The following is an 18,942-nucleotide window of genomic DNA, read 5'->3' on the forward strand; positions in this document are numbered from 1 at the left end:
GACGGTGGAGCCGGAGGACCCGACGCTCCCGCGTCGCCTCCCTCCTCCGCCTTGCCGGACTTGCCCCTCGACCCGCTCCTTCCTCCACCCCACCTCTCCGCCCGACCTCTTGCCGCCGCTCACGACAACGGGCCCGGTCGCGCACCGCACGGGTGCGTGACCGGGCCCGGGGGCCGCGGCGGGCCGGGCCTACGCGGTCCACTCCGCCCAGGACATGTTCCAGCCGTTGAGGCCGTTGTCCGGGGCTATCTGCTTGTCCTTCGAGTTCTTCACGATCACCACGTCGCCGATGATCGAGGAGTTGTACATCCACGCCGCGGGGGTGCCGTTGTTCCCGCCGCCCCGGAGGTCGCGCAGTCCGACGCAGCCGTGGCTGACGTTCGCCGAGCCGAAGGTGCCCGAGGACGCCCAGTAGTTGCCGTGCAGGAAGGTGCCGGAGGTGGAGAGACGCATCGCGTGCGGCACGTCCTTGATGTCGTACTCACCACCGAAGCCGACCGTGGCGCCGTTCATCCGGGTCACCGCGTACTTCTCGCTGATGACCATCTGGCCGTTGTACGTGGTGGTCGACGGGGCGCCCGCGGTGATCGGGATGGTCTTGACCAGCTTGCCGTCCCGGACGACCTTCATCGTCTTGGCGCTCGCGTCGACGGTCGAGATCTGGCTGCGGCCGATGGTGAAGGAGACGGTCTTGGCCTGCTTGCCGTAGACGCCGGGGCGGCCCTCGACGCCGTCCAGGTCGAGCTTCACGGTCACCTTCGTGCCCGGCGCCCAGTACTTCTCGGGGCGGAAGTCGAGCCGGTCGTTGCCGAACCAGTGGCCCTCCACCGGGACGGACGGCTCGGCCGTCACCGTGATGGCCTTCTCCACGGCCTCGGGCTCGGTGATGCCCCGGGTGAAGTTGATCGAGACCGGCATGCCGACGCCGACCGTCGAGCCGTCCTCGGGCGTGTAGGTGCCGATGAAGGTGTTCTTCGGTACGAGTGTGGTGAACGTGGTGTCCTTCGCGGACTCCCGGCCGTCGGCGTCCTCGGCGATCGCGTGCACCTTGTACCGGGTGCCGGAGGCGAGGTGCTGGAGCGGCTCCCAGGCCGTACCGTCCGCCGAGAGCTTCCCCTCGACCGCGTCGCCCTTGTCGTCCTGGACGGTGACGGTGGTCAGCTTGCCCTTGGCCGCGGAGACCTTGAGCGCGCCCGTGGTCTCCACGGCCTTGGCGTCGTCCTTGGGTTCGATCGTCACCACCGCGACGGAGGCGGCGTTCTTCACCTCCGCCGCGCCCTTCCCGTCACCCTTGTCGTCGTCACCCGCGCCGGAGCCGCCGCCCCCGCCGCACGCCGTCACCACCAGGAGCAGCGCCCCCAGCAGCAGGGCGAGCGGCCCCGTACGTCCGCGCCCGCGCCCGCGTCCTGATGTCGCCGATATCGGCAGCCCGTTCACCATGGTGTCTCCCCTCGCGCGGCCTGGCCCCGCCACGGCCCGCACCCCCGCGCGTCGAGTGCACGCGCATGGCGATAGATAATCACATGGTGAGCTCGGTGTAGATCTCCCGTCTGTCACCGTTCCGTCCCAACAGGCCAGGACGGCGCAGGTCATGGCGGTGGTACGGGGCAGGGCCCCTTCCGTGTACCGGCAGACGGCGTCGAGAAGGGGCCCTGGGGAACGGCCCGGAGGGAATGGCCCGGGGAAACGGCCCGGGGGCCTCAGCGGAGTGCCGAGCCCGCCTTCCACCGCTTCCACTCCATGTTCCAGCCGCCGAGGCCGTTGTCCGGAGCGACCGTACGGTCCTTGGAGTTGACCACCTCCACCACATCGCCGACCAGGGTCCGGTCGAAGAACCAGCCGCCCGGGGTGTCGGCGCCGCCGCCCTTGGTGTCGCGCAGCCCCACACACCCATGGCTCACGTTCTCGGAGCCGAACGTGTCCGCGGACTCCCAGTAGTTGCCGTGCAGGAACGTGCCCGTGGTGGTGAGCCGGATCGCGTGCGGCACGTCCTTGATGTCGTACTCGCCGCCGAACCCGACCGACCTGCCGTTCATGCGCGTCACCTCGTGCAGCTCCGTCACCACCATCTTCCCGTTGTACGTGGGGCTCTTGGCGTCGCCCGCGGTGATCGGCAGCGTCGACAGCAGCTCGCCGTCGCGCCGTACCTCCATGGTGTGCTCCTCCACGTCGACCAAGGAGGCCTGGGAGCGGCCCACCGTGAAGGCGAGCGTCTTGTGCTGCATACCGAAGACGCCGGGCGCCCCCTCGACGTCCCGCAGTCCCAGCTCGACCGTGACCTCGGTGCCCGGCTCCCAGTACTCCTCCGGACGGAAGTCGAGCCGCTCGTCGCCGAACCAGTGGGCCGCCACCTCCACCGGCGGGTCCGAGGTGATCCGGATGGCCCGCTGGACGGCGGCCCGGTCCCGGATCTTCCGGTTGAAGTCGACGGAGATGATCATTCCGGTGCCGACGGTGGCCCGGTTCTCCGGCGAGAAGTAGGCCGTGAACCGGTCATCGGGCACCGCCGTCGTGAAGGTGGTGTGGCGCGCCGAGCGGCGCCCCGCGCCGTCCACGGCGACCGCGTCCACGCGGTACTTGGCGGCGAGCGCGACGACCGCCCCGCCGCTCGGGCGCCATGAGCGGCCGTCCGCGGAGATCCGCCCCGGCAGCTCCGCCGGGCGCGCGTCCTCCACCTGGGTCACCTTCACCCGTTCGAGCCTGCCGTCCGGGATCCGCACCTCGATCCGGTCCGTCCGCGCGACCCCCTTCGTCCCGTCCTTCGGGGTGACGGCGATGGTGTCGGCGTGGGTGTCGGCGGCGTCCCCGGCCGGGGTGCCGGTGAGCGCCCCGTCCTTGCCCTCCAGCAGCGCGGCGCCGCCGGTGCACCCGGCCAGAGCGGTCACTCCGGCGATCAGCGCCGCGATCATTCCTGCCCGGGCCGAGGCGGTCACCCTGTGAGCCCCTGCCCGTTTCGTCACGTTTCTCATGACCGCCCAACGACCACCCCCCTCCGGGGGAAACGTGAGGGCGGGCCCTCTTGGGGGCAGAACAGGGGAAGGACCACGCGAGGAGCGCGCCACGGCCGGGACGCCGTGCGCGCCGGGGAGCGGGGCCCATGAGCCGCGGGAGGCCGGTCAGTGGCGAGCGCAGCCGAGCAGGAGACAGCCCATCAGGAACACACCACGGAAGACACCACGGAGCGGACCACAGAGCAGGCCACGGAGCAGGTCACGGGGCAGGTCACGGGGCAGGTCACGGGGCGCCCGGCGGAGCGCCCCGCGCGGGCGGAGCGTCCGTCCGGCGCCCCCGCGCCCGTCGTCAGGCCGGGCGCGCCGAATCCTCTCGGGGCCCGCTACCGGGTCGGCCCCGACGGCGTCGCGGGCACGAACTTCGCGCTCTGGGCGGGCGGCGCGGAGGCGGTCGAGATCTGTCTGTACGACGACCAGGGCGCCGAGACCCGGCTGCCGCTGACCGAGCTGACCCACGAGATCTGGCACGGCTTCGTCCCCGGGGTCGGCCCGGGACAGCGGTACGGGTTCCGCGTCCACGGCCGCTGGGACCCGTGGACGGGCGCGCGGTGGAACCCGGCGAAACTGCTGCTCGACCCGTACGCGCGCGCCGTCGACGGGGAGTTCGCGCTGCCCCCGGAGGCCTACGGCCACGTACGGGACTGGCCGCAGCCGCAGGTAGCCGACACCGTACGGGACGACCGCGACTCCGCCCCGTTCGTCCCCAAAGGGGTCGTCGTCCACGACGGCGCGCCCGACGACGGCTGGACGGACGACCGGCGCCCCAAGACACCACTGGCCGACTCCGTCATCTACGAGGTGCACGTACGGGGCTTCACCAAGCTCCACCCGGGGATCCCGGAGCGGCTGCGCGGCACGTACGCGGGCCTCGCGCACCCGGCGGCGATCGGCCATCTGCGGCGCCTCGGGGTGACGGCGGTCGAGCTGCTTCCCGTACACCAGTTCGCACACGAGGACCATCTCCTGCGCCGCGGCCGGCACAACTACTGGGGCTACAACTCCATCGGCTACTTCGCCCCGCACGCCGGGTACGCGGCGAGCGGCACCCGCGGCCAGCAGGTCGAGGAGTTCAAGGAGATGGTGCGCGCGCTGCACGCCGCCGGGATCGAGGTCATCCTCGACGTGGTCTACAACCACACGGCGGAGGCGGGTGAGCGGGGTCCGACGCTCTCCCTGCGCGGGATCGACAACCGCGGCTACTACCGGCTGCCCCCGGACGCCCGCCGGTACACCGACTACACGGGCTGCGGGAACACCCTGCACGTCGTACAGCCGCAGGTGCTGCGGCTGATCACCGACTCGCTGCGCTACTGGGTGACGGAGATGGGCGTGGACGGCTTCCGCTTCGACCTGGCGGCGGCCCTGGCCCGCTCCATGCACGACGTGGACATGCTCTCGCCGTTCCTCGCCGTGATCGCCCAGGACCCGGTGCTGCGCCGGGTGAAGCTGATCGCGGAGCCGTGGGACGTGGGCAGCGGCGGCTACCAGGTCGGCGCGTTCCCGGCGCTGTGGACGGAGTGGAACGACCGCTACCGCGACGCCGTACGGGACTTCTGGCGCGGCGCGCTGCCCGACGTACGGGACCTCGGCTACCGGCTCTCCGGGTCGAGCGACCTGTACGCGGCCGGCGGCCGGCGGCCGTACGCCTCCGTCAACTTCATCACCGCGCACGACGGTTTCACCCTGCGCGACCTGGTGTCGTACGAGCGGAAGCACAACGAGGCCAACGGCGAGGGCAACCGGGACGGGACGCACGACAACCGGTCCTGGAACTGCGGCGCCGAAGGCCCGAGCGACGACCCCGAGGTCAACTCCCTGCGGTGGCGCCAGATCCGCAACCTGCTGACCACGCTGCTGCTGTCGACGGGCGTGCCCATGCTGGTCGCGGGCGACGAGATGGGCCGTACGCAGCGCGGCAACAACAACGCGTACTGCCAGGACAACGAGGTGAGCTGGCTCGACTGGTCACTGCTCGACGAGGACAGCACACAGGGCGAACAGGGCGGCGAACAAGGCGCGCACGGCCCCGGACAGGGCGTGCGGGGTGAGCGGCGTGCGCGGGAGGCCCGGGGCCTGGCCGACGGGGCGGAGCACGGGCCGCTGGAGCTGCACCGGCTCGCCGTCCGGCTGCTCGCGCTGCGCCGCGCCCACCCGGTGCTGCGCCGCCGCGCCTTCTTCTCCGGCCGTCGGCAGGCCCCGGACGGGCTGCGGGACCTGGCGTGGTTCACCCCGTGCGGCGCGGAGATGACCGAGGCGGACTGGTACGCCCCCGCGCCGACGCTCGGGCTCTTCCTCTCCGGGCGCGACATCCCGGGGCGGGACGCGCGGGGCGAGAAGATCACGGACGACAGCTTCCTGACGGTCCTGCACGCGGGCGCCGGGCCGGTGGAGTTCACCCTGCCCGGGCCGCCGTGGTCGGGCGCGTACGAGCTGGTGGTGGACACCGCGCGGCCGGACCAGCGGGCGGCGCCGGGGACGGTGCACAAGGGCGGCGCGGTGGTACGGGTCCCGGCGCGGGCGGTGCTGCTGTTCCGGGTGACCGCGTGACCGGCGCCCCGTGACGTCCCGTGACGTCCGGTGGCGTCCGGTGGCGGCGGGGACGCCGTGAAACCGTGGGAGCTGTGGGAGCCGTCAGCCGAGGATGCCCCGGTCGTAGCCGGCCGCGACCGCCGCCGCGCGGTCCTTCACGCCGAGCTTGGCGTAGAGATGGGTGAGATGGGTCTTCACCGTCGCCTCGCTGATGAAGAGTTCGGCGGCGATCTCCCGGTTCGACGTCCCCCTGGCGACCCAGCCGAGCACCTCGCGCTCGCGCGCCGACAGGGGTTCGCCCCCGGCGGCGGCCGGGGACCTCACGTGCGAGACGAGGCGGGAGGCGACGGCCGGCGAGAGGACCGTACGGCCGTCGGCGGCGGCCCGTACCGCCGTGAACAGTTCCTCGCGCGGGGCGTCCTTGAGCAGATAGCCGGTCGCGCCCGCCTCGATCGCGGGGAGCGTGTCGGAGTCCGTGTCGTACGTGGTGAGGACGAGGACCCTGGCGCGGGCGCCCCGGCGGCCGAGTTCGGCGATCGCGTCGACCCCGCCGCCGCCCGGCATCCGCAGGTCCATCAGGACGACGTCGGGGTCGAGACGGGTGGCGAGCGCGACGCCCTCGACGCCGTTCGCGGCCTCGCCGAGCACCCGGAAGCCGGGCGTGGACTCGAACATGCCGCGCAGACCGTCCCGTACGACGGGGTGGTCGTCGACGAGGATCAGCGTGATGATCCGGTCCGGCGCACCGGTCCCGCCGGTTCCGCCGGTCCCGCCGGTTCCGCCGGATCCATCAGTGGGTTTGTCAGTCATGGCGCACCAACGGTACGCGAGCCGAGACCGCCGTCCCCTCGCCCGGTGCCGACTCGACGGTGACCGTGCCCGCGAGGCGTTCCGCCCTGGCGCGCATCCCGGCCAGGCCGAAGCCGCCCGTACCGGAGCGCGGGGGCGGCGACAGCGGGTCAAAGCCCCGGCCGTCGTCGCGGATGTCGAGGGTGATCTCGTCGCCCATGTAGGAGAGCGTGACGCCCACGCGCCGGGCCGCCGCGTGCCGGTCGGTGTTGGCCAGGGCTTCCTGGGCGATACGGAGCAGGGTCGCCGCGACCTCGTCGTGCAGCGGCTCCTCCGTGCCCGTGACGGTGAACCCGGCCCGCAATCCGGAGCGTTCGGCCCAGCCGGAGACCGTCTTGCGGAGCGCCTTGGGCAGCGTGTCGTGCTCCAGCTCGGCCGGGCCGAGATTCTGTACGGACCTGCGCGCCTCCCCGAGGCTGTGCCGGGCGAGGTCGGCGGCCCGCTTCAGATGGACCCGGGCAAGCTCGCGGTCGGGGGTGAGGGTGACCACCTGGAGCTGGGCGATGATCCCGGCCAGCCCCTGCGCGATGGTGTCGTGGATCTCGGCGGCGAGCCGGCGGCGCTCGTCGGCGACGCCCGCCTCCCTGGCCTGGACGAGCAACTGGGCCTGGAGGGCGGCGTTCTCGGCGAGGGCCTGCTCCAGCCGGGCGTTGGTGCGCTCCAGCTCGGCGATGGTGGCGGCCTTCTCCCGTACGTTCTCGGCCTCCCGCTCGGCGATGTGGCCGAGGACGGTCACGAGGGAGCAGTGCAGCAGGAAGAGCGCCGCGAGGACGAACGCCTGGAGAAGGGATTCCGGCGGCAGCCCGCCGGACTGCGAGCCCGCCATGGTGACGGCCGTGACGAACATGCCGGCGCGGGCGTACCGCCGGGGCATGAGCCGGTCGACGTCGAAGTAGCCGAGGATGGCGTAGATGGAGTAGAAGGGGTGCAGCCAGGTGAGCGCGAACGCGAGGACCGTACGGGACACGTAGTAGAACTGGGCGGGCCGGGACTGCGCGGGCACCCGGTCGCGGGTCCGGTGCCACCACAGCTGGAGCACGACGGTCGAGAGCAGCAGCGCGGCGCTCGGGACGGGCGCGCGGTCACGGTCGACGAAGACCGAGATGGCGGTGGAGAGCGCGAGCGTGGCGTACGGGCCCCAGCGGTAGAACTGCGCCCAGCGCTCCTCCACGGAGACGGACGCGGAGACGGACGCGGGCACGGACGCGGGCACGGACGCGGATGCGGGCCCCGGCACGGACGCGGATGCGGGCGCCGGTACGAGCGCGGGGGTCGGGGAGGTCGGGGTGCCTGGCATGTCCACAGTGTGCCCGCACGTCGCCACGGTGGCGCCGTCGCTCATCCGGTCACTCCCACCGGAACCGGCGGGCCGCCACGGCCGTCAGCACGACCGCCCACAGCGCCGTCACCCCGAGATGGCTCCAGCTCGGCCAGTCACCGCGCGTCGCCTGGTCGAGCGCCTGGGAGGCCGCGCCGAAAGGAGTGAACTCGACGATGTGGCGCAGGGTGCCCGGCATCGTCTGCACCGGCAGATAGACGCCCGCCGCGAACATCGAAGGGAAGAAGGCGGCGGATCCGACGGCTCCGGCGATCTTCTGCGTACGGGAGACCGCCGTCACCACCGCTCCCAGCGCGAGGGCGCTCACCGTGGCGAGGACCAGGGCCACCGCGTAACCGGCGAGCTGACCAGGCAGTTCGACACCGAAGGCGATTCTGCCCACCAGGATCACCAGGGCGGCGGCGCAGAGCGCGGCGACCCCGTGCAGCAGGATCTGGGCGCCGAGCAGGGAGGCGGGCCGTACGGGGGTCGTCGACATCCGGCGCAGGATGCCGCGTTCGCGGTAGCCGGTGAGAACGGGCGGCATGGCCTGGAGCCCGGCCATGATCATGGCGAGCAGGACACCGACGGGCACGTAGAGATCGATGACGCGCCGGCCGCCGAGTGAGTCCGAGCTCTCGCGGAAGGAGGGGATCAGTCCGAGGATCACCGTCAGGAGGGTCGGGAAGAGGACGACCCAGAAGAGGCTGCCGGGCTCACGGAGGAAGAGCCGGGCCTCGGTCCTGACGACGAGTGCGGTGGCATAGGAGGAACGGGGAGCGGCGGTGGCGGGGGCGGACATCGGTCAGACCTTCTTTCCGGCGGGGCTCACGGCGGCGGTGGGGCTCACAGGGACCGTGAGGACCGTGGGGTCCGACGTCTCCGACGTCTCCGTGAGGTCGAGGAACGCGTCGTCCAGGGTCGCCTCGGTGACCCGGAGCTGGCGCGCCGTGACGCGGTGCCGGGCGAGCAGGATGATCACCGCGTTGACGGTGTCGTCCGTCCCGTTGATGACCACACGGCCGCCCCGGGTGTCGACGGAGGCCGCCTGCGGCAGCGCGGCCAGTTCCGCGTCGTCGAGCGGCGCCGAGGGGGTGAACGAGATGACGGTGGACGCGGCCGAGCGGCCGATCAGCCCGGACGGGGTGTCGAGCGCCGCGACCCGGCCGCCGTCGATCACGGCGATCCGGTCGCAGAGGCGCTGGGCCTCCTCCATGAAATGGGTGACGAGCAGTACGGTCACGCCGGAGTCCCGTACCTCCTCGATCAGGCTCCAGGTGTCGCGGCGGGCGCGCGGGTCGAGGCCGGTGGTCAGCTCGTCGAGGACGACCACGCGCGGATTGCCGATCAGCGCGAGCGCGATGAACAGCCGCTGCTTCTGGCCGCCGGACAGCTTCGCGAACCGGGTCGACAGCCGGGAGGCGAGGCCGAGCCGTTCGGCCAGGGGCCGCCAGTCCGCGGGCTCCGGGTAGAACGCCGCGTACAGCTCCAGCGCCTCCCGTACGGTCAGCTTCGCCTGGAGCTCGCTCTCCTGGAGCTGCGCGCCGAGGATCCGGGTCACGCGGTCGTGGTCGGCGACCGGATCGAGCCCGGCGACCCGGACCGTGCCGCCGTCCGGGGCCCTGAGCCCCTCGACGCATTCGACGGTGGTCGTCTTGCCGGCGCCGTTGGGCCCGAGGATCCCGAAGATCTCCCCCTCGTCCACGGTGAAGGAGACTCCGTCCACCACGGTTCGGCCCCCGTACGCCTTGCGCAGACCGTTGACTTCGATGATCGCCATGAGGACAAGGGTTCCGTGCGGGGGCGCAGAGCGGCATCGGCCACCACGCTCGAACTACCATCATCCGATCGGTTGATGTGGTGGTACGACCGGACGAGAGTGGCAGGAAAACCACATGAGCCTTGTCAGTGCCGGACCGTAGGCTCGCTCTGATGACCGAAACAGATGCACCCGCCAAGGACCGGCCCGCGGAACGCCCCGGGGAGCGGTCCTCCTCCGTCCGTTCGCTGCTGCGGTTGTGGCCGTACGTACGACCGGTGCGCAGGCGTCTCTTCTGCGCGGCGGTCGTCGCGATAGTGGCGTCGTGCCTGGGGCTGGTGATGCCGCTCGTCCTGAAGTGGATGGTGGACGGCCCGGTGACGGACCGGGACCCCGGGGGCGTGTGGCTCGGCGCGCTGGCGCTGTTGGGGCTGGGGATCGCGGAGGCGCTGCTGTTCGGGCTGCGGCGGTGGCTGGTGGCCCGGCCGCTGGCGGGGGTGGAGGCGGCGATGCGCGCCGATCTCTACCGCCATCTGCAACGGCTGCCGGTGTCCTTCCACGACCGTTGGCCGTCGGGCCAGTTGCTCTCGCGCGGCACGACGGACCTCATGCTGCTGCGGATGTTCCTGGCCTTCCCGCTGACCTTCCTCCTGGTCAACGGGGTGACGATTCTGATCGGCTTCGTCATTCTGCTGCTCCAGGACTGGTCGTTGGGGCTGGTGCTGCTGCTCCCCGTCGCACCGCTGGTGATCGTCTGTTCGCTCTTCGAGACGCGCTACTCCCTGGTCGCGCGGAAGGCGCAGGACCAGGTCGGTGATCTGACGACGGTGATCGAGGAGAGCGTGCTCGGCATCCGGATCATCAAGGGGTTCGGCCGCCACCGCAGCCAGGCGCTGGCCTTCCGTGAGCTCGCGCGGCGGCTGCGCTCGACGGAGCTGGTCAAGGCGCGGCTGCTGGCCGGGATCTGGGCCGTCATCGTGACCGTTCCCGAGCTGGCCATCGGCGCGGCGCTGGTGCTGGGCACGATCCAGGTGGCGGACGGCGGGCTTTCGGCGGGCACGCTGGTGGCGTTTCTCTCGACGGCGCTGGCGCTGCGCTGGCCGGTGGAGTCCATCGGGTTCCTGCTGGCGATGAGCCAGGAGTCGGCGACGGCGACCGACCGGTACTTCGAGGTGATGGACGTACGGGAGGAAGAAGAAGCACCAGCAGCAGCGAAAGCGGAAGCAGAAACGAAGGCGGGTGCGCCGGGAGCAGCAGCGGGCGACCCCCCGGCCGACGGTCCGCACGGCACGGACAGTGCGCACGGCGCGGACGGCACGCGGGGCGGGATGCGCTTCGAGGGGGTCTCGTTCCGCTATCCCGACGCCCCCGCCGACTCGGCGCCCGTCCTGGACCGGATCGATCTGCACATCCGGCCCGGCGAGACGATGGCGCTGGTCGGGGCCACGGGTTCGGGCAAGACGACGCTGACCGCGCTCGTACCACGCCTGCACGAGGCGACGGCGGGGCGGATCACCCTGGACGGGCAGGACATCACCGAGCTGCCCAGACGGCGGCTGCGGGAGCTGGTGTCCGTGGCCTTCGAGGAGCCCACGCTCTTCTCCGCGACGGTCGGGGAGAACGTCCTGATGGGCGCGGCGGATCTCGGGGAGGACGCGCTGCCGCGCGCGCTGGACGTGGCACAGGCGGACTTCGTCGAGGCGCTGCCGCACGGCACGGAGACCGAGGTGGGCGAGCAGGGCCACAGCCTCTCCGGCGGTCAGCGCCAACGGCTCGCGCTGGCCAGGGCGGTGGCCGGCCGACCACGCTTCCTCGTGCTGGACGACCCGCTCTCCGCACTGGACGTGCACACGGAGGCACGGGTGGAGGCGGCGCTTCGGCGGGTCCTGCGGGACACGACGGCGCTGGTCGTGGCGCACCGGCCGTCGACGGTGCTGCTCGCCGACCGGGTGGCGCTGATCTCCGGGGGGCGGGTCGCCGCCGTGGGGACACATCAGGAACTGCTGCGGAGCAGCACGGAGTACGCATGGCTGATGTCCGGGGCCGCCGCGCCCGTTGAGGAGAGTGTCCGATGACGACGTCGACCACGACGGACGGGCACGGCCCGGAACCCGATCCCGAAGCGGAAGTGGAAGCGGAGGCCCGGCGGGAGGCGCTCGCCGCCCGCTCCGCGAGCCTGGACGAGGACGGGGCTCAGGCCCAGAACCTGGACGGGGCCCAAGACCGGAGCCGGGCCAGGCGCCTGGACCTGGACCTGGACAAGGCGACCCCGTCGCCACTCCCGCTCTCCTCCGACGCGGACGATCCCTTCGGGAAGGACGCGCTGCCCGCGCCCCCGGGGGCCACCGGCGCCCTGCTGCGGTCGTTGCTGAGCGCCCGGCGCGCGAAGGTGGCCGTGGCCGCGCTGCTCCTGCTGCTCCAGCAGGCCGCGATGCAGGCGGGGCCGCTGATCGTCGCGTACGCCATCGACCGGGGCGTGCCCGCGTTCCGCGACGGGGAGTACGGGCCGCTCTACGCGGTCGGCGTGGGCTATCTGATCTGTTCGGCCGGGTCGGGGGCGCTCCAGTACGCGTTCATCCGGGCCGCCGCCCGGATCAACCAGGACGTGCTCCTCGACCTGCGCGGCCGGATCTTCCGCCACGCCCAGGCGCTGAGCGTCGACTTCCACGAGCGGTACACGTCGGGGCGGCTGATCTCCCGGTCGACCACGGACGTCGAGTCGCTGCGGGAGCTGCTGAGCGAGGGCCTCCAGGAACTCATCGGTGTGGTGCTGGCCTTCGTCTACATCTCGGCGATGCTGCTCTATCTGGACCTGGGGCTCGGCGCGCTGGCCGTCGCGTCCTTCGTCCCGCTGTATCTGCTCGTACGGCTCTACCAGCGGCGGGCGGCCCTCGCCTACTCCCGGCGCTCCACCGCGATCGCGGCCGTCATCGTGAAGTTCGCGGAGACGATGAACGGCATCAGGCCGGTGCAGGCGTTCCGGCGCGAACGTGCCAACGACGCGGAATTCCGCGGGCTCAACCACCGTCACGAGCGGAGCAACGGCGACGCGATCCTGGAGATGGCCCGCTATGTGACCGGCTCCCGGCTCGTCGCCAACACGGCCATCGCCGGAATCGTCCTCTGGGGCGCCTACCGGGTGGCGGACGGCACCCTGCCGCTCGGGGTGCTCGCGGCGGCGGCGCTGTATCTGCGGCGGCTGTACGACCCGATCGACCGGCTCGGGATGTTCCTCAACTCGTACCAGTCGGCCGCCGCCTCCATGGAGAAGATCGCGGGCCTGCTGGCCCAGGCGCCCTCGGTGCCCGAGGCCGCGCAGCCGAGGGAACTGCCGGTGCTGGAGGGCGGGTTCCCCGGCCGGGCGGCCGTCTTCGAGGGGGTACGTTTCGCGTACCGCACGGGCGGCGAGGTCCTGCCCCGCTTCGATCTGACCATCCCGGCGGGCCAGACGGTCGCGGTGGTCGGCTCGACGGGTGCGGGCAAGTCCACCCTGGCCAAGCTGCTGGCCCGGTTCTACGACCCGACGGAGGGCCGGATCCTGCTGGACGGCGTCGACCTGCGCGAGCTCGACACGCCCGAGCTGCGGCGCGGGGTGGTGATGGTGACCCAGGAGGCGTTCCTCTTCTCCGGCACGGTCGCGGAGAACATCGCCATCGGCCGCCCGGACGCGGGCCGCGCCGAGATCGAGGCGGCCGCCAAAGCGATCGGCGCGCACGACTTCATCAGCGGCCTCCCGGACGGCTACGACACGGACGTACGGAAACGGGGCGGCCGGATCTCGGCGGGCCAGCGCCAGTTGGTCGCGTTCGCCCGCGCGCTGCTCGCGGACCCGGCGGTGCTGATCCTGGACGAGGCGACCAGCTCGCTGGACATCCCGGGCGAGCGTGCCGTGCAGCGCGCGATGGACACGGTGCTGCACGGACGTACCGCGGTGGTCATCGCCCACCGCCTCTCGACGGTCGAGATCGCGGACCGGGTCCTGGTGATGGAGCACGGCCGCATCGTGGAGGACGGCCCCCCGGCCGAGCTGATCGCGGGCACGGGCCGCTTCGCGGGCCTCCACCGCGCCTGGCGCGACAGCCTGGCCTGAGAGCCCGCGGGTGCGGCTTCCGCAGTCCGTGGCGTCGCCGCGCCATGGTGACCTGGCGCCAGGTCACACCGGCTTCGCCGCATTCCGGATCGCCGGCTACAGGGCGGCGAAGTAGTGGCCCTTGTCGAGGTCGTCGACGAGCCCGGGCCCGGTCGGCCGCCACCCCAGCAGTTCACGGGTGTACGCGCTGGACACCGGGTTGTCCATGGCGAGGACGGATGCCAGCCAGGTGAAGTGCCCGGGGGCGTCGTCGGGGGAGACCGAGGCCACCGGCAGGCCGAGGTGGCGCCCGATCACCTCGGCCACGGTACGGATCGGCACGCCCTCGTCCGCGACCGCGTGCAGCGTGGAGCCCGCCGGAGCACCCTCCAGGGCCAGGCGGAAGAGGTGCGCCGCGTCGGACCGGTGCACGGCGGGCCACCGGTTGGCGCCGTCGCCGATGTAGCCCGAGACGCCCTTCTCCCGGGCGGTGGCGACCACGGTGGCGAGGAAGCCGGGGTCCCCGTCGCCGTGCACGGTCGGAGCGAGCCGGACGACCGACGAGCGCACGCCGCGCTCCGCGAGGGCGGCCGTCGCGTGTGCGTTGGCGAGCCGCTTGGCCGGCTCGCCGGTCGTGTGGACCACTGCCGGGCCGGACGCCTGACCGTCCCGCTCGGTGGCCACCTGGCCCGGCGCCAGCCCGAGCGTGCCGGAGGCGATGAGGAACGGCCGGCCGGAGCCCGCGAGCGCGTCGCCGAACGTGTCGATGGCCCGCCGGTCCGCGTCGGCGGCCTCCTCGAAGCCGCCGCTGAACGCGATGTCGTGCTTGAAGGCGAGGTGGATCACGCCGTCCGACTCGGCGGCGGCGCCGCGCAGGGTGTCGAGATCGTCGAGCGTGCCGCGGCGCACCTCGGCGCCGGCCTCGGCGAGGGCGGCGGCCGACGCGTCCGAGCGGGCGAGCCCGACGACCTGATGACCGGCGCCGATGAGCTCCGGAACCACGGCTGAACCGATCCAGCCGGACGCACCGGTGACGAACACACGCATGAGAAGAACCTCCGGATAGGTCGACCTGTCCGCACCAGGGGGCGCGGAGACGCCCGGCAAGCGGTGGCGAAGTCGATGCCAGTGACTGACATCAAACGTAACAGCCGATGCCAGTCACTGCCATCACCCATGTCAGTGACTGGCGTCGAGTAGGATCGGGGGCATGAGCCGATGGGAGCCCAACGCGCGCGGGCGAATCGAACAGGCCGCGCTGGAGCTCTACGGCGAGCGCGGATTCGAGCAGACCACCGTGGCGGAGATCGCCCGGCGGGCGGGGCTCACGGAGCGGACGTTCTTCCGCCACTACGCCGACAAGCGCGAGGTCCTGTTCGGGGGCTCGACATCGCTGGAGCGGCTCATCGTGGACGCCCTCGTGGCCGTGCCCGAGCCGGTCGCGCCGATCGACGCGGTGGGGGTGGCGCTGGAGGCCACCGCCGCCCTCTTCCAGGAACGCCGCGAGCAGTCCCGCAGGCGCCAGGCGATCATCGCCGCCAACGCCGAACTCCAGGAGCGCGAGCTGATCAAGCTGGCGCGCCTGTCCGAGGGTCTCGCCGACACCCTCCGCGGCCGCGGCGTCCCGGACCCGGCCGCGGGCCTGACCGCCGAGGCGGGCATCGCCGTCTTCAAGATCACGTTCGAACGCTGGCTTGCCGACCCCGGCCCGGCGGACTTCCGGGAGCTCGTCCGCGACTCGCTGGCCCAGTTGAAAGCGGTCACCGCGGGCGGCTGACAGCCGGCACCGGCCGTAACGGTTCTCCGCCGCGGCCGGCTCTCCAAGGCGGCCGGGTCTCCACGCGGCCCGTTCTCCACCGCGGCCGACTCTCCGCCGCCTCCGCCGTGCCGGGTTTCCGGTGCCGGGCCCCGGGTTCCCCGGTGTCAGGCCCCGGGGGCGGCTACCCGACCCCCTCGGCGGCCAGTTCCCGTACCTCGGCCGGCAGTGTCCCGTCACCGGCCAGACGGGCCAGGGCCGCCTGGCCGGACGGGAGTTCGGGGGTGAGCCGGAGCAGCCACACGGCCTGTTCGGCGGCGATGCCCCGGGTCGCGTACCGCTCCGCGAGCTCGACCGCCCAGGGGGTGAGCGCCGTGGTGTCGTCGACCATCAGGCCGCACCAGCGCAGCACCTCCTCCGCGATCCAGGCGGAGATCCGGAGGGTCCAGCGCGCCGTGAAGTCCGTGGTGTCCAGGCCCGCCCGCGCGCACCGCGCCTCCGCCTCGGCCATCCGCTCCCGGGTCACGTCGCGCGCGTACGGCATGAGGTCCCGCAGCACGCTCCTGGCCTCGACCCAGTCGGGCAGTTCCGCTCCCTCGCCGAGGTCCTTCGCCCGGACCTCGGCGGGCGGCTCCGGCACGGCGAGGGGCCGCGCCGGGAGACACGCCTCCAGTACGGCACGGGCGAGGGCGAGGTTCTCCGCGCTCTCCGGGGTCTCCGGCGGCCAGCCGAAGCCGGTGTCCCAGGAGTACGGGACCGCCCGCACCGCCTCGGGCAGCAGCGGCGTGGCGCCGCCCGCGCCGTCGCTCCGCACACCGCTCTCCTTCGCGCCGTCGTCCTCGGTCACGAGACCCCCAGGTATTCCATCGCGCTCTTGGGATCCTTCATCTTGCCCGAGTCGCGCGCGGCCTGCTTCTCCGCCGGGCTCTTCGCGTTCCACGCCGCGTCCAGGTCCTTGAGCTGCTTGGGGGTGAGGTCCTGGCCGGCGATCCGGGCCCCGAGGCCGTTGTCCGCGATGGTCCCCGCGGGGGTGCCCTTCGGGGTCTCGCCGGTCTTCTTGTCCTTCTGGAAGCCGTCGAAGATCTTGTCCCAGTCCTTCGGCGTCTGGATCTCGTACCTTGCCGCCCTGGGCGGGTTCGCCCCGTCCTGCTTCGCCCAGTCGCCGAGCCTCTTCGCCTGGGCGGGCAGGGACGCCTGGGTGGTGGCATTGGCGGTGTTCTTGACCTCCGCCACATGGATGTTGCCGTCCTTGCCCTTGTAGACGACGTCCGCGTCGTCGATGCCCTTGAGGTCGGCGGTGGTGCCGTCCCCGAGGTCCACCGACTGGCGGCCCTTCTTCTCACCGACGGCCGCGTACACCTTGGTGCCGGGCGCGGCCTCCAGATCGGCGGCGCGCTTGGCGGCGCGGACCTCGGCCATGGCCTCGGCCAGCTGGTGACGGTCGTTGGCCTTCAGGACGGTCCCGCCGAGGGAACCGCGGCTCTGGTTGTCGATGCCCTTGGTGTTCAGCATCTCGGAGAGGTCGTCCAGCGCCGCGGCCAGCTCGTCCTTGCCGAACTCGCCCCGCCGCAGGTCCGGGTTGTCCTTGGCCTTCGCGGTGAGCTTGTCGATCGCGCCCTCGTTGAGGTTGTAGCGGTCCTCCTTGGGCGTCTTCTGCTTGTCCTTCGCGTCCTTGATGGTCTGCTTCGCCCGGTCGGCCGCGTCGACGAGTTCCGCGCCGTCCGCCGCCCGGTCGGCGTCGTCCGCCTCCCGCTGCGCCTCCCGCGCGTCGTCCGCCTCCGCGCCCTCGCACCGCTTCTTGCCGCCCTCCGCGAGGACGATCAGCGGTACGGAGGCACGGGCCGAGGCGAGGACCCCGGTGCCGGAGCCGGCCACCCCGGCCGGACCGCCGCCGGTGCCCGGACCGCTGTCGCCGCCGGCCGGGCCGCCGCCGTACGGGACGCGCAGCGCGCCGCCCAGCGCGATGCTGCAACTCCCCTTCTCCTCGACCTGCCTCGCCGCGTCGTCGGCGTGCTGCTGCGCCTCGTCGGCCGCCTTGCGGGCACCCTTGGCGTCGCCGAGGCCCGCCGCCTTCCGCGCCTTGCCCGCGGCGTCCTTGGCCTTCTCGGCCCCCTTGGCGATGGCCTGGGCGATCTTGCCCAGCTTGCCGAGCTTGCTGGTCTTCCCGGCGACCTTCGCGACGTTGTAGCCGGGGATGAAGAGCGAACCGATGTTCCAGGCGACGTTGGTGACGGCCTGGGTCTTCTCACCCCGGTTCCACGTCTCGCGTACGTCGTCCCCGATGAACATGTCGTCCAGGACCTTGCCGCCGGTCTTGAGCGTGGCGCCGGTCCAGTCGCCCACCGCGCCGAGGTAGTCGCCGTCGCCCCACTTGCCGGAGGCGTCCTTGGATTCGTCCGACCACTTGTCGCCGAGCGACTTGCCGTAGTCGAGGATGCCGTTGAACGTGTCGATCGGGTGGATGACCGTGTTGAACAGGTCGGTGACATCACCCCAGACTCCGTCGACGAACAGGCCCTCACCGACCTGCCCGAGCTTGTCCCAGGTGCATCCCCAGAAACCGGAGCAGTCGGCCTTCTTGTCGTCGCCGCCCCCCTCGCGCCGCTCCTCCTCGCCGGGCGCGAAGATGGGCTCGTACGGGTCGGTGGGGTCGCCCGCCTCGTCGTCGGTGCCGCCCGGGCTGTCATCGCCCGGGGCGTCCGCCGTCCCCCCGGAGGTGTCCGCGCCTCCCGCGCCCTCCGTACCTCCGGTGCCTCCGCTGCCGCCCGTACCTCCGGTGCCGCCGGTGCCTCCGGTGCCGCCTGTCCCTCCGGTGGCGCCGCCCGTCGTACCGCCGGTGGCGCCGCCCGGGTCGCCCTGGCCGCCCGGGTCACCCTGGTCGCCGCCCGCCTCGATCGTGCTGTCCCCGCCGCCCTCCGAGGCGCAGGACAGGTCGAGGACCGAGCAGATACGGGCCTGGACGCCGCCGCCGATCTGCGCGGCCCCCAGCACCAGACCCCCGATGACCGCCACGACGACCAGGACGAGACCGAGGTACTCCATCGCCGTCTGCCCGCGGTCCCGCCGCCACGTGATCATGTGGGCGAGGGAGAACGGCGGGTCCACGCGCCGCTCGCGCTCCGACAGGTCGAACCACTCGCGGCTGCGCACCCGGCCCAGCAGCGTCAGGATCGCGATGGGCAGCACCAGTTGGGTGAGACCCGCGACCGAGCCGTCCCGGATGTTGGCCAGACCGCCGAGGATCAGCCACACCTGGACCGCGACCAGCCCCCACCAGACCCGGACCCCGCCGACCCCCACCTGCCGCGCCAGCACCCAGCCGGCCACTCCGGGCACGGCGGCCCAGGCCACCGCCCCGATCAGCGTCCCGTCCACCGCGCCGAGCAGCACGGCGGTCAGGAAGATCCCGAGACCGCCGAGCAGCGTCGCGCCGAACAGGACGTACACCAGCAGGCGCGCCACCAGGAGCTGCCTGGGCATGGGCTGTGGAACCGACTGTGGAACGACACCAGAAAATGACATGACTGACCTCAAACTGCCCCGGTGAAAGGGCCGTTCATGGTGGCGCACATCGCCCCACCCCCCGTTCGGGTGAGCGTAACGGCCGCGGCACAGGCGCGTCATGGGCCCCGGGACCCAATCCAGGGCCCA

Annotated in this window: 13 protein-coding genes; 4 read left to right on the forward strand and 9 right to left on the reverse strand. The window is 72.5% G+C overall.

The genetic code is table 11. The annotated features are described in order from the left end of the window. Positions 1-189 precede the first annotated feature (189 nt). Complete coding sequence (locus tag AB0P17_RS37195) at positions 190-1,440, reverse strand: Ig-like domain-containing protein (protein WP_365818364.1); 1,251 nt, start codon at positions 1,438-1,440, stop codon at positions 190-192. Between the two features lie 260 nt (positions 1,441-1,700). Then, positions 1,701-2,969: an Ig-like domain-containing protein gene (locus tag AB0P17_RS37200; protein ID WP_365818366.1), complete on the reverse strand. Its 1,269-nt coding sequence runs from the start codon at positions 2,967-2,969 to the stop codon at positions 1,701-1,703. Positions 2,970-3,119: 150 nt separating this feature from the next. On the opposite strand from AB0P17_RS37200, the gene glgX reads away from it, so the two are divergent. Further along, a complete protein-coding gene (gene glgX / locus AB0P17_RS37205) occupies positions 3,120-5,558 on the forward strand; it encodes a glycogen debranching protein GlgX (RefSeq protein WP_365818368.1) in 2,439 nt (812 codons plus the stop codon). Positions 5,559-5,642: 84 nt separating this feature from the next. Here glgX and AB0P17_RS37210 read toward each other — a convergent pair whose 3' ends face one another. The 4 genes from AB0P17_RS37210 to AB0P17_RS37225 all read right to left on the reverse strand — a co-directional run bounded on the left by AB0P17_RS37210 (position 5,643) and on the right by AB0P17_RS37225 (position 9,487). After that, complete coding sequence (locus AB0P17_RS37210; RefSeq protein ID WP_365818417.1) at positions 5,643-6,215, reverse strand: response regulator transcription factor; 573 nt, start codon at positions 6,213-6,215, stop codon at positions 5,643-5,645. Positions 6,216-6,342: 127 nt separating this feature from the next. Next, positions 6,343-7,686: an ATP-binding protein gene (locus AB0P17_RS37215; RefSeq protein WP_365818370.1), complete on the reverse strand. Its 1,344-nt coding sequence runs from the start codon at positions 7,684-7,686 to the stop codon at positions 6,343-6,345. A 49-nt stretch (positions 7,687-7,735) separates the two neighbouring features. Then, on the reverse strand, positions 7,736-8,509 hold the full coding sequence (locus AB0P17_RS37220; RefSeq protein WP_365818372.1) for an ABC transporter permease: 774 nt from the start codon (positions 8,507-8,509) through the stop codon (positions 7,736-7,738). 3 nt (positions 8,510-8,512) lie between these two features. After that, positions 8,513-9,487 carry an ABC transporter ATP-binding protein gene (locus AB0P17_RS37225; protein ID WP_365818374.1) on the reverse strand — a complete coding sequence of 325 codons (975 nt, stop codon included), beginning with the start codon at positions 9,485-9,487 and terminating at the stop codon, positions 8,513-8,515. Positions 9,488-9,639: 152 nt separating this feature from the next. Here AB0P17_RS37225 and AB0P17_RS37230 point away from each other — a divergent pair, with 152 nt between their 5' ends. Both AB0P17_RS37230 and AB0P17_RS37235 read left to right on the forward strand, forming a co-directional pair. Then, the gene (locus tag AB0P17_RS37230; protein WP_365818376.1) at positions 9,640-11,541 is read left to right on the forward strand and encodes an ABC transporter ATP-binding protein; all 1,902 of its coding nucleotides are present in this window, start codon (positions 9,640-9,642) and stop codon (positions 11,539-11,541) included. Next, on the forward strand, positions 11,538-13,556 hold the full coding sequence (locus tag AB0P17_RS37235; protein WP_365818378.1) for an ABC transporter ATP-binding protein: 2,019 nt from the start codon (positions 11,538-11,540) through the stop codon (positions 13,554-13,556). The genes AB0P17_RS37230 and AB0P17_RS37235 overlap by 4 nt, the downstream gene beginning before the upstream one ends. A 96-nt stretch (positions 13,557-13,652) precedes the next feature. On the opposite strand, the gene AB0P17_RS37240 is transcribed toward AB0P17_RS37235, so the two are convergent. Beyond that, a complete protein-coding gene (locus AB0P17_RS37240) occupies positions 13,653-14,582 on the reverse strand; it encodes an SDR family oxidoreductase (protein ID WP_365818380.1) in 930 nt (309 codons plus the stop codon). Between the two features lie 163 nt (positions 14,583-14,745). Here AB0P17_RS37240 and AB0P17_RS37245 point away from each other — a divergent pair, with 163 nt between their 5' ends. Continuing rightward, positions 14,746-15,312 (forward strand): TetR family transcriptional regulator, encoded by a 567-nt coding sequence (locus AB0P17_RS37245; RefSeq protein WP_365818382.1) that lies wholly within the window; start codon positions 14,746-14,748, stop codon positions 15,310-15,312. Between the two features lie 163 nt (positions 15,313-15,475). Here AB0P17_RS37245 and AB0P17_RS37250 read toward each other — a convergent pair whose 3' ends face one another. Continuing rightward, a complete protein-coding gene (locus tag AB0P17_RS37250; protein ID WP_365818384.1) occupies positions 15,476-16,138 on the reverse strand; it encodes a hypothetical protein in 663 nt (220 codons plus the stop codon). After that, complete coding sequence (locus AB0P17_RS37255; RefSeq protein ID WP_365818386.1) at positions 16,135-18,771, reverse strand: hypothetical protein; 2,637 nt, start codon at positions 18,769-18,771, stop codon at positions 16,135-16,137. Before AB0P17_RS37255 ends, AB0P17_RS37250 begins: the two co-directional genes overlap by 4 nt. Between the last annotated feature and the right edge of the window lie 171 nt (positions 18,772-18,942).

The sequence above is a fragment of the Streptomyces sp. NPDC088124 genome (assembly GCF_040685895.1).
GTDB lineage: Bacteria > Actinomycetota > Actinomycetes > Streptomycetales > Streptomycetaceae > Streptomyces.

What these genes read in the sequence shown, in the direction of transcription:
- AB0P17_RS37235 (WP_365818378.1), top strand. Translation starts at nt 11,538, where the DNA reads ATGACGACGTCGACCACGACGGACGGGCACGGCCCGGAACCCGATCCC.
- AB0P17_RS37245 (WP_365818382.1), top strand. Translation starts at nt 14,746, where the DNA reads ATGAGCCGATGGGAGCCCAACGCGCGCGGGCGAATCGAACAGGCCGCG.
- AB0P17_RS37215 (WP_365818370.1), bottom strand. Translation starts at nt 7,686, where the DNA reads ATGCCAGGCACCCCGACCTCCCCGACCCCCGCGCTCGTACCGGCGCCC.
- AB0P17_RS37200 (WP_365818366.1), bottom strand. Translation starts at nt 2,969, where the DNA reads ATGAGAAACGTGACGAAACGGGCAGGGGCTCACAGGGTGACCGCCTCG.
- AB0P17_RS37240 (WP_365818380.1), bottom strand. Translation starts at nt 14,582, where the DNA reads ATGCGTGTGTTCGTCACCGGTGCGTCCGGCTGGATCGGTTCAGCCGTG.
- AB0P17_RS37255 (WP_365818386.1), bottom strand. Translation starts at nt 18,771, where the DNA reads ATGCCCAGGCAGCTCCTGGTGGCGCGCCTGCTGGTGTACGTCCTGTTC.
- AB0P17_RS37220 (WP_365818372.1), bottom strand. Translation starts at nt 8,509, where the DNA reads ATGTCCGCCCCCGCCACCGCCGCTCCCCGTTCCTCCTATGCCACCGCA.
- AB0P17_RS37230 (WP_365818376.1), top strand. Translation starts at nt 9,640, where the DNA reads ATGACCGAAACAGATGCACCCGCCAAGGACCGGCCCGCGGAACGCCCC.
- AB0P17_RS37195 (WP_365818364.1), bottom strand. Translation starts at nt 1,440, where the DNA reads ATGGTGAACGGGCTGCCGATATCGGCGACATCAGGACGCGGGCGCGGG.
- AB0P17_RS37225 (WP_365818374.1), bottom strand. Translation starts at nt 9,487, where the DNA reads ATGGCGATCATCGAAGTCAACGGTCTGCGCAAGGCGTACGGGGGCCGA.
- AB0P17_RS37210 (WP_365818417.1), bottom strand. Translation starts at nt 6,215, where the DNA reads ATGTTCGAGTCCACGCCCGGCTTCCGGGTGCTCGGCGAGGCCGCGAAC.